We start from the raw sequence: 14,104 nt of genomic DNA on the forward strand, positions 1-14,104 counted from the left end.
CGTGCCGGCCGCGACCTCCCGCCCGACGGACCTGCGGATGGGGGTGGTCGGTCTCGGCGCCTGGGCCGGGGGACTGCTGGTCGCGGCCCCGCGCTGGTCGCTCCTGCTGTCGGCGGGGTTGGTGGTGGGGCTGGTGGTGGGCCTGGCCACCACGGCGACCGTGCTCGCGCGGCGGTGCGGCACCGGGGCTCGCACCAGCACCCTCGTCGCGGTCTGGCGCACGACGGTGCTCGGCTGCCTGCTCGCCCTGGTGGCGGTCCTCTGCGCCGGCCTGCTGCGGGCCGACCGGGTCGCCGGTGACCCGGTGGCCGAGCTCGCCGACGAGCGAGCGGCCGTGACGGGGCGCCTGGTCGTGACCACCGACCCGCGGCCGATGGCCGGCAGCCGGTCGGACGGGGTGTTCCTGCGGGCGCTCGTCGTCGAGGTCGACGGTCGGGGGAGCAGGTGGCGGGTCCGCTCCCCGGTGCTGGTCCTGGCCCCCTCGTCGTGGGGTGAGGTCCGGCTCGGGTCCGCGCTGGCGCTCGCGGGGCGGTTGCAGCCCCCCGAGGACGGGGAGCGTCGGCTCGCGGCGGTCCTCGCGGTCCACGGTGAGCCGGACGTCCTCGACCCGCCCGGCCCGTGGTGGCGGGCGACCCAGGTGCTGCGGGCCTCGCTGCGCGAGGCGGTCGCCCACCGGCCCGCTCCCGAGCGCGTGCTGGTGCCCGCCCTGGTCGCCGGTGACGACGCCGGGCTGGACCCCACCGTGGCCGAGGAGTTCCGCGCCACCGGGCTCACCCACCTGCTGGCGGTGTCCGGGACCAACCTGACCCTGCTGCTCGGCGCGCTGCTGGTGCTCGCCCGGACGATCGGCGTGCGGGGCCGCGGGCTGCTGCTGCTCGGGCTGGCCGGGGTCGTCGGGTTCGTCCTGCTGGCCCGCACGGAGCCGAGCGTGCTGCGCGCCGCCGTGATGGGGGTGGTGGGCCTCCTGGCCCTGACCCACGGCGGTGGCCGGGCGGTGCGCGGGCTCGGCGTGGCGGTGACGGTCCTGCTGCTCCTGGACCCCGGCCTGGCCACGGCTCCCGGCTTCGCGCTGTCGGTGCTCGCCACGGCCGGGATCGTCCTGCTCGGGCCCCGGTGGCGCGACGCACTGGCGCGGTGGCTGCCCCGGTGGCTGGCGGAGGCGATCGCGGTCCCCACCGCGGCCCAGCTGGCCTGCACCCCGGTGGTGGCGGCGCTCAGCGGCCAGGTCAGCCTGGTCGCCGTCGTCGCGAACCTGCTGGCTGCGCCCGCCGTCGGTCCGGCCACCGTGCTCGGCCTGCTCGGCGGGTGCGTCGGGCTGGTCTGGCCGTGGGCCGGCCGACTGCTCGGCACCGCCGCCACGTGGTGCGTGGGGTGGATCGTCGAGGTCGCCCACCGCGGAGCGGCGCTGCCGACGGCGGCGGTCGACTGGTCCACCACCGGCATCGCCCTGGCCCTCCTGACGGTCCTCACGGTGGTCCTGGCCTGGCACGGTCCGTGGCTGGTCGGCACCCGGGCCCGGGGCGCGACCAGCTGCGTGCTGCTGCTGGCCGTGGTGGTGGTCCGCCCACCCGTGCCCGGCTGGCCCCCCGAGGGGTGGGCGCTGGTCGCCTGCGACGTGGGGCAGGGCGACGCCCTGGTGCTCCCGACGACCCCCGGGCGCGCGGTCGTGGTCGACGTCGGCCCCGAGGCCGGCGCGGTGGGGCGCTGCCTGGACCGGCTCGGGGTGGACACGGTCGACCTGCTGGTCCTGACCCACTTCCACGCCGACCACGTCGACGGGCTGGCGGCCGTGCTGGGCTCGCACCGCGTCGAGGAGGTGTGGGTGAGCCGGGTGCTGGACCCGGTCGACGGGGCCCGGGAGGTGCTGGCCGAGGCGGCCGACGACGGCGTACCCCTCCACCCCGCGCCGTACGCCGGCACCTGGCGCTCCGGGGCCACGCACCTGCAGGTGCTCTGGCCGCTGCCCGGGGAGCCGGACCCTGGCCCGGGGGACGGGACGACGGCGAACGACGCGAGCGTGGTGCTGCTGGTCGAGGTCGCCGGCCTGCGGCTGCTGCTCACCGGCGACCTCGAGCCTCCCGGCCAGGCGGCCCTGGCACGCACCCTGCCCGACCTCGCCGTCGACGTGCTCAAGGTGCCCCACCACGGCAGCTCCTACCAGGACCTCGAGTGGCTGGCCGGCCTCGGTGCGAGCGTCGCGGTGGTGAGCGTCGGCGAGGGCAACGACTACGGCCACCCCTCGCTGGCGGTGCTCGCAGCGCTGGAGTCCTCGGGGGCCCACGTGCTCCGCACCGACACCGACGGAGCGGTCGCCGTGGTGGCGGGGGAGTCGGGGCCGTCGGTGCTCACGACCCGGTGACCGGTGGCCGTGCGCCTCCCGGTGGGGCGCTGTCGGCCCGCTGTGGCAGGCTGAGCCGCACCATGGCAGCAGCCCGCACCTCCGCCCGTCCCGCCCGTCAGGCCGGCCCCGCGCCCGGTGACGTCCTCGGCCACGTCACGCTGGTGACCGGCAAGGAGGAGTTCCTGCGCGAGCGCACCGTCGGCGCGGTCCGGGCCGCGGTCCGCGCCCACGACGCGGAGGCCGAGATGGGTGAGGCGCTCGGTGCCGACCTGACGCTGGGCACGCTCGGCGAGCTCTCGGCCCCGTCGCTGTTCTCCAGCACCCGGTGCGTGGTCGTGCGCGAGCTCGAGCACCTTCCCGAGGAGTCGGTGACGGGCCTGCTCGACTACGCCGGCGCGCCGGCCGACGACGTGGCGCTGGTCCTGGTCCACTCCGGTGGGCCCAAGGGGTCGGGCGTGCTGACCAAGCTCCGCAAGCTGGCTGCGGTGACGGAGGTGAAGACCGAAGAGCTCAAGCCCTCGGAGTTCCCCCAGTTCGCGATCGCCGAGGCCCGGCTGCTGGGTGCCCGGATGGAGGCCTCGGCCGCCAACGCCCTGGTGCAGGCGGTCGGGCACGACCTGCGTGCCCTGGCGGCGGCGGTCGACCAGCTGGCGCACGACTTCCCCCACGAGGCGCTGGGCGAGCAGCGCGTCGCGCAGTACTTCGGTGGACGGGCTGAGGCGAAGTCCTTCGTCGTCGCCGACGCGGCCTTCTCCGGTCGTCGCCTCGAGGCGCTGGAGGAGCTGCGGTGGGCGCTGGACAACGGCACCGCCTCGGTGCTGGTGACCTCGGCCTTTGCCGGGAGCGCCCGCGGGCTGGCCCGGTTCAAGGCCGCCACGTCCCGCGGTCGGGGCATGCGGGATGCCGACCTGGCCCGCGAGGTCGGGGTCCCGCCGTGGAAGATCCGGACCCTGCGCGACCAGGCCAAGGGGTGGAGCGAGGACGGGCTGGTGGCCGCGATCCGCGCGGTCGCCCAGGCCGACGCGGACGTCAAGGGTGCGGCCAGCGATGCGTCGTACACCCTCGAGCGGCTCGTGCTCACCATCGCCGCCCTGCGGTCCTGACGACGGACGCGGCACCACCCGGGAACGCCGACGACCCGCCCCACCGATGGTGGAGCGGGTCGCTGTCAGCGTCCCAGACCGGGCAGTGCCCGGGTCAGGATCAGAGTGCGGCGGCCTTCTTGGCGATCGACGACTTGCGGTTCGCGGCCTGGTTCTTGTGGATGACGCCCTTGGAGACGGCCTTGTCGAGCTTCTTGGTGGCGACGCGGGCCGAGGTCACGGCCTTCTCGTTGTCGCCGGCCTCGACGGCCTCGTTGAAGCGGCGGATGGCGGTCTTGAGCTCGCTCTTGACGGCCTTGTTGCGCTCGTGGCGCTTCTCGTTCTGCTTGTTGCGCTTGATCTGGGACTTGATGTTGGCCACAGGGCTCGCCTTACGTGTCTGGTCTACGTGCTGGTCTGGTGATGCTGACGGTCGCCGGGCGCGCAAGAGGCGCGCTACCGAAGCGACGTGCAAGGCTAACAGCGGCGCCGGAGAGCGCCCAAATCGCCTGTCCCCGCTCCGGTCCCGCGGCTCACGCCCAGCCGCGACGGCGTCGCAGCCAGCCCCAGACGGCCTCGCCCTGCCAGCGCTGGAACTCCCGCAACCAGGGCGACGCAGCCGGCACCGGGAGGTCGCAGCTGGTCAGGAAGAAGCCTGCCATGGCGGCCAGGACGCAGTCCACGTCGTCGTCGGGGACCCGGGCCAGCAGCGGCGTACGCCGGAGCACGGCCTCCACGTCCAGGCCGTCGCCGCACGGCCCGACCAGGAGCAGCAGCGGGTCCAGCCAGGCCGCGCCGCGCACCGGCCAGGCCCAGCCGTCCAGCAGGACCCCGCCGTCCGCGGTGAGGTGGAGGGTGTCGTCGCGCAGGTCGGTGTGCACGAGCGTGTCGCCGCCGGTGACCTCGGGCAGTCGCGCCGCCAACCGTCCGGCGGTGAGCACCTGCATCGGGGTGCCGAGGTCCTCGCGGCCCTCCAGGATGTCCCAGCGCCCCATCCAGTCGGCGAGGTCCTCGGCGAAGGGCCGGGCCTCCCCGGGCGCAGGGGTGAGGGCGAGCGCGGCGGCGGAGACGGCGTCGAGGCACCGGTCGAGGTCGTCCTCGCGCCACGGCCGGTGGGGCAGTCGCGCGGCGGGGTGCTCGAGCACCAGCACGACCCAGTCCCCGTCCAGCAGGTGGGTCAGCCGCAGCGTCGGCACCGGGTCGGGCAGCGTCCGCAGCCACTGCGCCTCGGCGCGCAGCGAGGCGGCGAAGGAGCGCTGGGCCTGGGTGGAGGCGGCGCGCAGCAGGTGGTGGGTGCCGTCGGCGAGGGTCAGCACCGTCTCGATCACGGGCACGTAGCCGTGGGTCAGCGTGCTGTCGGCGACCACCGGCGAGCCCAGCCTCGCCTCGACGTCGAAGCGCACCTGGGGCGGCAGGTGCGCCCAGTCCAGTCGCCTGGCCGTGCGTCCCCACGGCAGGTAGGTGGGGATCGGGCAGGGAGGCGCGGCCGCCGGGGAAGAGGTGGGCACGACGCCCATCGTGGGGGCTCGTGCGCGTGGAGTGGGGGAGGCCGACCCCCGGCGTGGCGGGCATTCGGGGGGTGTCGTGGGAGGATGGCCGGGTCCGTCCCGACGTACGAGAGAACGCCTGAGACCCCGTGCCTGCTGTTCCCCCGAAGTCCTGGCCCGTGCCGGGCCAGACCGACCCGGCGATCATCCGGAACTTCTGCATCATCGCCCACATCGACCACGGCAAGTCGACCCTGGCCGACCGGATGCTCCAGCTGACCGGCGTCGTCGACGAGCGGGCTGCGCGTGCGCAGTACCTCGACCGGATGGACATCGAGCGCGAGCGCGGCATCACCATCAAGAGCCAGGCGGTGCGGATGCCGTGGGGCGTCGGGGACGACAACGAGCACGGCGCCGAGGCCGGCACCTACGTGCTGAACATGATCGACACCCCCGGGCACGTCGACTTCACCTACGAGGTCTCCCGCTCCCTGGAGGCCTGCGAGGCCGCGATCCTGCTCGTCGACGCCGCCCAGGGCATCGAGGCCCAGACGCTGGCGAACCTCTACCTCGCCATGGGTGCGGACCTGCACATCATCCCCGTGCTCAACAAGATCGACCTGCCCAGCGCCAACCCCGAGAAGTACGCCGCCGAGCTGGCCGGCCTCGTGGGCTGCGAGCCCGAGGACGTGCTCCAGGTCAGCGCCAAGACGGGCCTGGGCGTGGAGGCCCTGCTCGACGAGATCGTCAAGCAGACCCCGCCGCCGGTCGGCGCGGCCGACAAGCCGGCGCGCGCGCTGATCTTCGACTCCGTCTACGACACCTACCGCGGCGTGATCACCTACGTCCGGGTGGTCGACGGCAAGCTCAACCACCGCGACCGCATCAAGATGATGTCGACCAGCGCGACCCACGAGATGCTCGAGGTCGGGGTGATCAGCCCCGAGCAGGTCAAGGCCGGCGAGATCGGCGTGGGCGAGGTCGGCTACCTCATCACCGGGGTGAAGGACGTCCGCCAGTCCCGGGTCGGCGACACGATCACCACCCAGCACGGCGGCGCCACCGACATGCTCGGCGGCTACAAGCACCCCAACCCGATGGTCTACGCCGGGCTCTACCCGATCGACGGTGACCAGTTCGGCGACCTGCGCGAGGCGCTGGAGAAGCTCCAGCTCAACGACGCGGCGCTGACCTACGAGCCGGAGACCTCCGGTGCGCTGGGCTTCGGCTTCCGCTGCGGGTTCCTCGGGCTGCTGCACATGGAGATCACCCGCGACCGGCTCGAGCGCGAGTTCGGCCTCGACCTGATCTCCACCGCCCCCAACGTGGTCTACGACGTGGTGATGGAGGACGGCACCGAGGTCGAGGTGACCAACCCCAGCGAGTTCCCCGAGGGCAAGATCCACGAGGTCCGCGAGCCGGTCGTCAAGGCCACGATCCTCAGCCCCAGCGACTACATCGGCACGATCATGGAGCTGTGCCAGACCAAGCGCGGCACCCTCGGCGGGATGGACTACCTCTCCGAGGACCGCGTCGAGATGCGCTACACGCTGCCGATGGGCGAGATCGTCTTCGACTTCTTCGACCAGCTGAAGTCGCGCACCAAGGGGTACGCCTCCCTGGACTACGAGCGCTCCGGTGACCAGTCCGCCGACCTGGTCAAGGTCGACATCCTGCTGCAGGGCGAGCCGGTCGACGCGTTCTCGGCGATCGTGCACAAGGACGCCGCCTACGCCTACGGCGTGATGATGGCCGGCAAGCTCAAGGAGCTCATCCCGCGCCAGCAGTTCGAGGTGCCGATCCAGGCTGCCATCGGCGCCCGCGTGATCGCCCGCGAGAACATCCGCGCCATCCGCAAGGACGTCCTGGCCAAGTGCTACGGCGGTGACATCAGCCGCAAGCGCAAGCTGCTGGAGAAGCAGAAGGAGGGCAAGAAGCGGATGAAGATGGTCGGCCGCGTCGAGGTCCCCCAGGAGGCCTTCGTGGCCGCGCTCTCCAACGACGGTGCCGGCAGCTCGATCGACAAGTCCAAGAAGTAGCCGGCGCCGGCTACCGCAGGTCGCGCAGCACCCGTCGTACGCCGGAGCGCCGCTGTGCGCGCAGCTCGGCGACCTCCTCGTCGGCCGACCCGCGGGTCCACGTCGTGCCCGGGGCCGCGGTCGAGGCGGCACCCATCGCGAGCGCGGCGACGCCGCCGGTGGTCTCGTGCAGCGGCCCGACCGGGTCCTCCGAGGGCAGCACGAGCCGTGGGGCGGCGGCCTCCGGCTCCTCGGCGACCCGCGCCGACCGCTTGCCGCGGTCCAGGCTGCGCTCGATGACGATGCCCTCCTCGATGGGGGCACCGCCGCGGGTGGCTGAGTACTCGCCCAGCACCAGCCGCTTGGTCCCGCGACCGGTGTCGGGGACCACCTCGACCTTGACGGTGCCGACCTCCATCGCCTGGATCGCCGCGGTGAAGTCGCCGCCGCCGAAGAGGCCCTCGCCGCGCTGCACGCCGCCGCCGTTGCCGGAGACGATGTACATCGTCCCGACGTCGGAGGTGTAGTGGCCGTCCTCGGCAGCCTCGACGACCTTCGCGCGCCGCATCAGGTGGGTGCGCTCGTAGTGGTGGTCGTGGCCCTGGATGACCAGGTCGACGCCGTACTTCGCGAAGAGGCGGAACCACGCCTTGCGCACGCCGGGGTCGCTGCCGTGCAGTCCGGAGGAGAACGCGGCCTGGTGCATCAGCACGATGATGAAGTCGACGCCGGGGTCCTTCGCGGCGCGTCGCAGGGTGCGCTTGACCCACTGCTCCTGGCGGCCCTCGGAGTAGCCGATGTTGGCGGTGACCTCGGTGTTGACGTCGTTGTTGTCGATGGAGATGAACTCCACCGAGCCGTAGCGGAAGCGGTACCAGTTGCCCTCCCAGTCCTTGTCGCCGTTCTCCGGCAGCGCGAAGCGGTGCCGGTAGGCGTCGTAGCCCAGTGGGCCCCAGGAGTCGTCCTCCCCGCCGAGCAGCCCCGTCAGGGAGAAGCCGCCGATGCCTGCGGCCGCCTCGATCTCGTGGTTGCCGATGCACGGCATCCACGGCATGGTCCGCGCCATCTTCTCGATGCCGCGGAACCAGTCGTCCCAGATCGTCTGGTCGCCGTTGGCGTAGGAGGTGTCGCCGACGATCACGTGGAAGGCGGGGTTCATCGAGTGGGCCAGGTCCCGGTTGAGCGAGGCCTGGAACGGCGGCTGCTGGTGGGTGATGGTCTGCAGGGTCAGCGGGTCGAAGTCCTGGATGTTGGTCAGGTCCGGGACGTCGGTGCCCTGGTCGCCGAAGGCGGTGAAGGTGAAGGGCGTGCCGGGGCGGGGGCCCGTGCGCCAGACCGCCTTGGTCGACCGCACCGCGCCCTGGTGGCCCACGGCGTAGCGGTAGCGGGTGTCGGGGAGGAGTCGGTCGACCCGCGCGTGGTGGAGGTAGCCGGGGTAGCCGGCGTACTGCACCGTCTCGGCGCGCACCCGCTCGCCGCCGATCTGCACGAACGGCCGGCGCACCGGCCCCGGGGTCATCCAGCTGAACGCGGCCTCCCGGGAGGCGTCCTGGCCGAACTGCCCGTGGATCTGTTCCACCGGCGTCTGCGCGGAGTAGCCGGGCTGCTGCCACAGGAACGGTCCTGCCCCCGCAGCGATGCCGACCGCGGCCGTGCGCTGCACGAACTGTCGGCGGGAGACGTACGGGCGGTGCGGACCGTGACCCACGGCTGCTCACTCTCGGGTTGCTCGTCAGGACCGGACGCCGCGCTGGCGTCCGGTCCCACAACGACCGGTCAGGGGCGGGGTGACGAGTCCTCGGGTGACGAGCCGGTGAACGGTCGGCGACCCGCGGCCAGCCGGCCCCGGGCGGCGTGGGCGGCCAGCACCGCACGGGGGAGTGCGCCCCGGCCGGTGCGGACCAGCACCAGGTCACGCTGCTCGTCCGCGAGCCGGAGCTTGTAGTCGGCGTCGCCGCGCAGCAGGTCGACCTCCCTGGCCCCGTCGGCCACCCCGTGCTCGATCATCTCCACCATCATCAGCGTGCCGGCGTGTGCGTGCTCCCGCGCCAGCGATCGCGCCACCTGGTACGTCGAGAGCCGTCGCGCGCACCACCACGCGAGCGCCACCGCGACCGGTGCCTCGCCGGGCCGACCGAGGACGTGCACGCGTGCCTCGCCCGCGGCCACGCCGCCGTGCACGGCGCGCGCGAGCTCCGGCATCCGGCTGAGGAGAGGGGCGCGGTCCGGGCGCAGGGAGTGCAGCGCCGCGAACCCGGTCAGCGCGCGGTCGACGGCGGAGGCCCCGCCCTGGTCGGCGCGCGTGAGCACCAGACCCTCGCGACCGAAGTCGCGACGGGCTCGGCGGACGGCTCGGCGCAGGTTCGCCGACCGGGTGGCGAGGTACCCGTCGCCGAGGTCGTCGGTCCGCAGGTGCGGGGCCGTCTCGCGCGCGAGCGCCGGGGTGCCTACGGCCGTGACCAGGCGGGTGCCCGCGGCCAGGCCGTCGAGGTCGACCAGTGTGCGTCGTCGGGCACGCCACCAAGCGGCGAGCAGCTCGACGACCTCGGCCTCCCGGCCCGGCGCGGCGAGCAGGTCGAGGTGGTCGGGTGCCAGCGGCCCCTGGCCGAGCATCTGGATCCGTCGCGCGCCCAGCACCCGGTCGACCTGCAGCGCCTGGCCGCCGATCAGCTCCTCACCGCTGAGGACCAGCACGAACAGTGCGGACCCGTCCTGCACAGCACTCTGGGCGTCGAGCCACCAGGTGCGCAGGAACGGCGTGGGGAGCGGGGCCCGGAGCACGAGCCCGTCCCACGCCGCACGCCACGGGCCGAGGTCACGGACCTCGACGAGGTGCGCGGGGTCCGGCGGTGCGGCGTGGTTCACCATGAGAACGGGTTTACCAGGCGCGGCCCCGGGCAGGAGACCCCGAGACCGACGAGGGGGGTTATGAACCACGACACGGGCACGCGCCCTGACGCCGACGACACCAGCCACACCGTCCGCACCGCAGACGGCCATGACGAGGCCGACGGGGCGGAGACCCCGAGCCAGGCGGCCCAGGAGGCTGCGCGGCTGCGCCAGGAGAACGCAGCGCGCCGCGACGCCGGATCGCTGCTGGCCGAGGCGACCAGGCTGAGCCAGGAGGCGGCCGAGGAGGCCGACCGGCTGCTCGAGAGCGCGCAGGAGACCGCCGAGCGACTGGTGGCAGAGGCCCGCGAGCGGGCCGAGGCGCTGGTGACCCAGGCGCGGCAGGAGAGCCAGGAGCTGCGCGACGAGGCGGCCCTCGAGGTCGCCGGTGCCCGCGAGGACCTCGAGCAGCAACGGGCCCGCGCCCGGGCCGAGGTCACGGCCGAGCTGCGTGAGGAGGTGGCAGCGCTGCGCGCTCGCACCGAGGGTCTCGTGGAGGAGCTGCGAGGCACGCTCGGGGAGCTGGGCGGACTCCTCGGTGGCGCGAAGTCGACCGTCGAGCACGTCCTGCGCACCGCGACTGACCTCGACGACGTCGGGCGCCGGATCGCGGCGCACGACCAGCGGTCGTCCTCGGCGTCCGACACGCCGTCGCGTCCCGCCCCGGAGCTCGTCGTGGCCGCCCCGGCGGTCGAGGACGAGCCCCCGACCCCGGCGGGACCGGAGTCCGATTCCTCTGACGACCGGCCCGAGCAGTCACCGGACCTCGACCGGGCCGACGCTCCGACCGACACCCCGGTCGACCACCTGGGCGACGACCCGGGCGACCACCTCGCCCAGCCCTTCTCCATGGACCTGGAGCACCTCGGGGCCGACCGCACCGACGAGCTGTCGGAGCAAGCCCCCCGGTCCACCACCGTCGAGCAGGAGCAGCGTCCCCTCGGGTGGCTCTTCCGCGGCGTCTGAGGGATCGCCGACGCACGGCGTCACCCGGGTCCCCAGGGGCCGGGCGGCGCCGTGCTCGTGCGTCAGGAGCAGCGGGGCGCGACGGCGTCGGTCAGGGGGCGGATGCTCACGCTGTCCACGCCCGTGCCGAGGGGGACCGGCTGGAAGAGCTCCATCCGGATCCGTCGGGTGGTGTCGGCCTCGAAGCACGACCAGCGGCCGGTCACGACGGCGATCAGCTTGCCACTGCGGCCGCGCAGGACCGCCTGGACGAGCGCGCGCGGGATGTCCTCGTCGCCGACCTCGACCGTGGCTCGTACGACGGTCTGCTGCTGCTGGATGACGAAGTCGGTGGCGCGGGCACGGACGTCGGGTCGCTCCGGTCCCTCCGCGCCATCGGGCGCCGGGCTGTCGGAGGGTTCCTGCGCCCAGGCGAGCCGGGAGTAGGTGAGCTCGACGTCGTCGATGCGCTCCGAGCCCTCACCGACCGCGAAGTACAAGCCGAACTCCTCACCGGGCGCGAGCGCCTGCACGGTGCAGCACGCGCTGTCCCCACCCATGGAGGACGCGCCGTAGGTGCCGAGCACCTCGCCGTTGACGTCGCGTGCGGTCATCGTCACCTCGGCGGTGCGCAGGTCGCGGTCGGAGTCGTTGCGCACGATCACCGAGACCAGGCCGTCGGTGACCGACCACTCCGAGGTCTCGAGCACCGTCGGCACAGCGGCGTAGGAGCTGTCGAGGGACGGGGAGACGACCTCCGCGCCCTCGAGCTGGGCCCGCAGGTCACTGCAGCCGCTCGAGCCGATCGCGACCGCGACCGCGACGCACGCGAGTCCGAGTCGACGCACTGGTCCGCCCCCTTGTCCGGCCGCCGGGCCGTCGTCGTCGTGGTCAACAGCCGAGTGTCGGCCGGGTCACGCTGCAGGTTGTTCCCAGCAGGTGTGAGCCTAAACCGCTCGCGGGTATAAGCCCCTGCGTCGGCGCTCCACGGCGTCGGCTCCAGCACAGTCGACATGGGGGGGGTGGCCGTGGCGCGGCTCGAGGTGCACGAGGAGCAGGCCCGCGCCGGCGACGGACGGGGCTCCGACGAGGGCCGCGCCGCCCGCGGCGCGCTGTGGTTCGCGACCAACAGCATCGTCGTCAAGGGCGCCCAGACCCTCGTCCTGCTGACGCTCGCCGCGACGCTCGCCCCCTCCGCACTCGGACTCGTGGCCCTGGGCACCCTGGTCGTGAACGTGTCGGCCATCCTGGGCAACCTCGGCACCTCCGGGGCGCTGGTCTACTGGCGCGGGGACGTCACCGCGGCGGCCCGCACCGCCGTGACGATCGGTCTGGTCAGCGCCTCCGCCATGACCCTGCTGCTGTGGTTCGCCGCGCCGGCCATGGCCTCCGCCCTGCGCGCCGAGGACGGCGGCGCCGCGGTGATCCGCGGCCTGGTCGTCACGCTGCCGGCCCTGGCGGTGGCGGCGGTCACCCAGGAGCTGCTGCGCCGTGAGCTGCGCTTCCTGCGCCGCGTCGTCCCCGAGGCCAGCGGCGCGCTCGTCGGTGCCGTGGTCGCGATCGTGCTGGCCACCCAGGGGATGGGCGTGATGTCGTTGGTGGCCGGCCAGGTGGTGCAGGGCGTCCTCACGTTGCTGCTCGCCTGGGTCGTGCACCCCCCGGTGCTCCCCGGCTGGGACGCCGCCAGTGCCCGCGGGCTGCTGTCCTACGGAGCGCCGTTCGCCGGTGCCAACCTGCTCGAGGTCCTCCAGCTCAACGTCGACTACCTGCTGGTGGCCCGGGTGCTCGGCGCGGTCGCCCTCGGGCAGTACTCCCTGGGCTTCCGCATCGCCTACATGCCCTACGTGCTGATCGTCCTGGTCGTCACCGGGGCTGCCTTCCCCTACCTGTGCCGGCGTCGCGGCGAGAGCGTGGGCCACGCAGCGGAGGTCGTGCTGACGGTCCTCACCGCGCTGCTGGCCCCCCTGGTCGTGCTGTCCGCCCTGGCCCCCGAGCAGCTGATGCTGCTGGGGGAGAAGTGGGCCGAGGCGGTGTCGGTCCTCGCGGCGATGGCGCTCTTCTCCTGGGTCCTCGGGCTCACGCAGGCCATCCAGGTGGCGCTCAACGCCTCGGGCCTGCCGGGGGTCGCCATGCGACTGCGGCTCCTGCACCTCGCCGGCCTGTCGGCGGCGCTGCTCCTGACGGTCCGTGGGGGCGTGGTGGCCGTCGCCTGGACGCAGACGGTCGTGACCGCCGCGACGGCGCTGCTGGCGGTGGCCCTGGCCGCCAGGCTGGTCGCGGGCTTCGACCCCCTCCGGTGGGTGCGGTCGCTGTGGCCGGTGCTCGTGGGCAGCGGCGCGGCGGCCCTGGCACTGCTGGCCGGTGACGCCCTCGGCGACGCCACGGGCCTGGCGGCGGTCTCGGTGCTGCGCACCGTGCTGCTCACCCTGGCCGTGCTGACGAGCTACGCCGCCGTGCTGTGGTTGACCCGGTCGGCCCAGGTGCGCGCCGCCTGGGCGGTCGTGCGGGACGCGTCATGAGGCCGCAGGTGCGGGCGGTCGCCCGCGGGCTGCGGCCCCTCAGGCGCACGGTGCGCCGGCTGCGGTCCGAGGAGCCGCTGACCCTCATCGGTTGGCACCGGATCGACGACCGGCACACCGACGGCCTCTCGACCTCCGAGACCGCCTTCGAGCAGCACCTCGACCTGCTGGAGGAGAGGGACGCCCGGGTGCTGCCGCTCTGCGAGGCGGTGGAACGACTCGCCCTCGGGTCCCTGCCTCCCCGTGCGGTGGCGCTCACCTTCGACGACGGCTACGCCAGCGTCGTGGAGACCGCCTGGCCGCTGCTGCGCAAGCGGGACATGCCCGCGACCCTCTTCGTCTGCTCGGAGTACCTCCCCGGTACGCAGCGCTTCGACTGGGACACCACCGAGCCCGTCCACGAGCGGCACCGGGTCGCCACCGCGGAACAGATCGTCGACGCCCACGCCGAGGGGCTCGACATCGGCTCGCACACCCGCACCCACCCGTGGCTGCCGGCGCTGGACGACGAGGCACTGGCGCACGAGCTGCTGGAGTCCCGCGAGGTCCTGGAGGACCTCGTGCGCGTGCCGGTGCGCACACTGGCGTACCCGACCGGCGGCTGGGACCGCCGCGTCCGCGCTGCCGCCGCGCGGGCCGGTTACACCGCCGCGGTCACCGTCAGCAAGGGCACCAACCGGCGGCGTACCCACCCGCTGTCCCTGCACCGCGCGTTCGTCCCGGAGGAGGTCGACGACCTCGACCTGCTCCTCGACGGCGCCTACGGCTTCCTGCGCCCCGTCGACGCCGTACGCCGGCCGCGGGAGGCCCCGTGAGTCAGGTG

General features: G+C 73.9%; 11 protein-coding genes. 6 read left to right on the plus strand and 5 right to left on the minus strand.

What is annotated here, in order from left to right; translation table 11 throughout:
- The first annotated feature begins 1 nt into the window (after position 1).
- Positions 2-2,359 carry a ComEC/Rec2 family competence protein gene (locus BKA05_RS06080; RefSeq protein WP_343045544.1) on the plus strand — a complete coding sequence of 786 codons (2,358 nt, stop codon included), beginning with the start codon at positions 2-4 and terminating at the stop codon, positions 2,357-2,359.
- Positions 2,360-2,421: 62 nt separating this feature from the next.
- A complete protein-coding gene (gene holA, locus BKA05_RS06085; protein ID WP_179530627.1) occupies positions 2,422-3,444 on the plus strand; it encodes a DNA polymerase III subunit delta in 1,023 nt (340 codons plus the stop codon).
- 100 nt (positions 3,445-3,544) lie between these two features.
- Here the strand turns inward: holA and rpsT are convergent, their stop codons facing one another.
- Together rpsT and BKA05_RS06095 are read right to left on the minus strand one after the other, a co-directional pair.
- Positions 3,545-3,805 (minus strand): 30S ribosomal protein S20, encoded by a 261-nt coding sequence (gene rpsT / locus BKA05_RS06090; protein ID WP_179530628.1) that lies wholly within the window; start codon positions 3,803-3,805, stop codon positions 3,545-3,547.
- A 151-nt stretch (positions 3,806-3,956) separates the two neighbouring features.
- Positions 3,957-4,931, minus strand: coding sequence for a hypothetical protein (locus BKA05_RS06095; protein ID WP_343045545.1), 975 nt, complete (start codon positions 4,929-4,931; stop codon positions 3,957-3,959).
- A 158-nt stretch (positions 4,932-5,089) separates the two neighbouring features.
- Here BKA05_RS06095 and lepA point away from each other — a divergent pair, with 158 nt between their 5' ends.
- The gene (gene lepA / locus BKA05_RS06100; protein WP_179530629.1) at positions 5,090-6,949 is read left to right on the plus strand and encodes a translation elongation factor 4; all 1,860 of its coding nucleotides are present in this window, start codon (positions 5,090-5,092) and stop codon (positions 6,947-6,949) included.
- A gap of 10 nt (positions 6,950-6,959) precedes the next feature.
- Here the strand turns inward: lepA and BKA05_RS06105 are convergent, their stop codons facing one another.
- Together BKA05_RS06105 and BKA05_RS06110 are read right to left on the minus strand one after the other, a co-directional pair.
- On the minus strand, positions 6,960-8,636 hold the full coding sequence (locus BKA05_RS06105) for a metallophosphoesterase (RefSeq protein WP_179530630.1): 1,677 nt from the start codon (positions 8,634-8,636) through the stop codon (positions 6,960-6,962).
- Between the two features lie 68 nt (positions 8,637-8,704).
- The gene (locus tag BKA05_RS06110) at positions 8,705-9,796 is read right to left on the minus strand and encodes a GNAT family N-acetyltransferase (RefSeq protein WP_179530631.1); all 1,092 of its coding nucleotides are present in this window, start codon (positions 9,794-9,796) and stop codon (positions 8,705-8,707) included.
- A gap of 60 nt (positions 9,797-9,856) precedes the next feature.
- On the opposite strand from BKA05_RS06110, the gene BKA05_RS06115 reads away from it, so the two are divergent.
- Positions 9,857-10,783 (plus strand): F0F1 ATP synthase subunit B, encoded by a 927-nt coding sequence (locus tag BKA05_RS06115; protein ID WP_179530632.1) that lies wholly within the window; start codon positions 9,857-9,859, stop codon positions 10,781-10,783.
- A gap of 62 nt (positions 10,784-10,845) precedes the next feature.
- Here BKA05_RS06115 and BKA05_RS06120 read toward each other — a convergent pair whose 3' ends face one another.
- Positions 10,846-11,610, minus strand: coding sequence for a hypothetical protein (locus tag BKA05_RS06120; protein WP_179530633.1), 765 nt, complete (start codon positions 11,608-11,610; stop codon positions 10,846-10,848).
- A 165-nt stretch (positions 11,611-11,775) separates the two neighbouring features.
- Here BKA05_RS06120 and BKA05_RS06125 point away from each other — a divergent pair, with 165 nt between their 5' ends.
- Positions 11,776-13,281, plus strand: coding sequence for an oligosaccharide flippase family protein (locus BKA05_RS06125; RefSeq protein WP_179530634.1), 1,506 nt, complete (start codon positions 11,776-11,778; stop codon positions 13,279-13,281).
- Entirely contained in the window at positions 13,278-14,096 is an 819-nt protein-coding gene (locus tag BKA05_RS06130) for a polysaccharide deacetylase family protein (RefSeq protein ID WP_179530635.1), read from the plus strand. The genes BKA05_RS06125 and BKA05_RS06130 overlap by 4 nt, the downstream gene beginning before the upstream one ends.
- The last annotated feature ends 8 nt before the right edge of the window (positions 14,097-14,104 follow it).

The organism is Nocardioides marinus (assembly GCF_013408145.1).
GTDB classification, from domain to species: domain Bacteria; phylum Actinomycetota; class Actinomycetes; order Propionibacteriales; family Nocardioidaceae; genus Nocardioides; species Nocardioides marinus.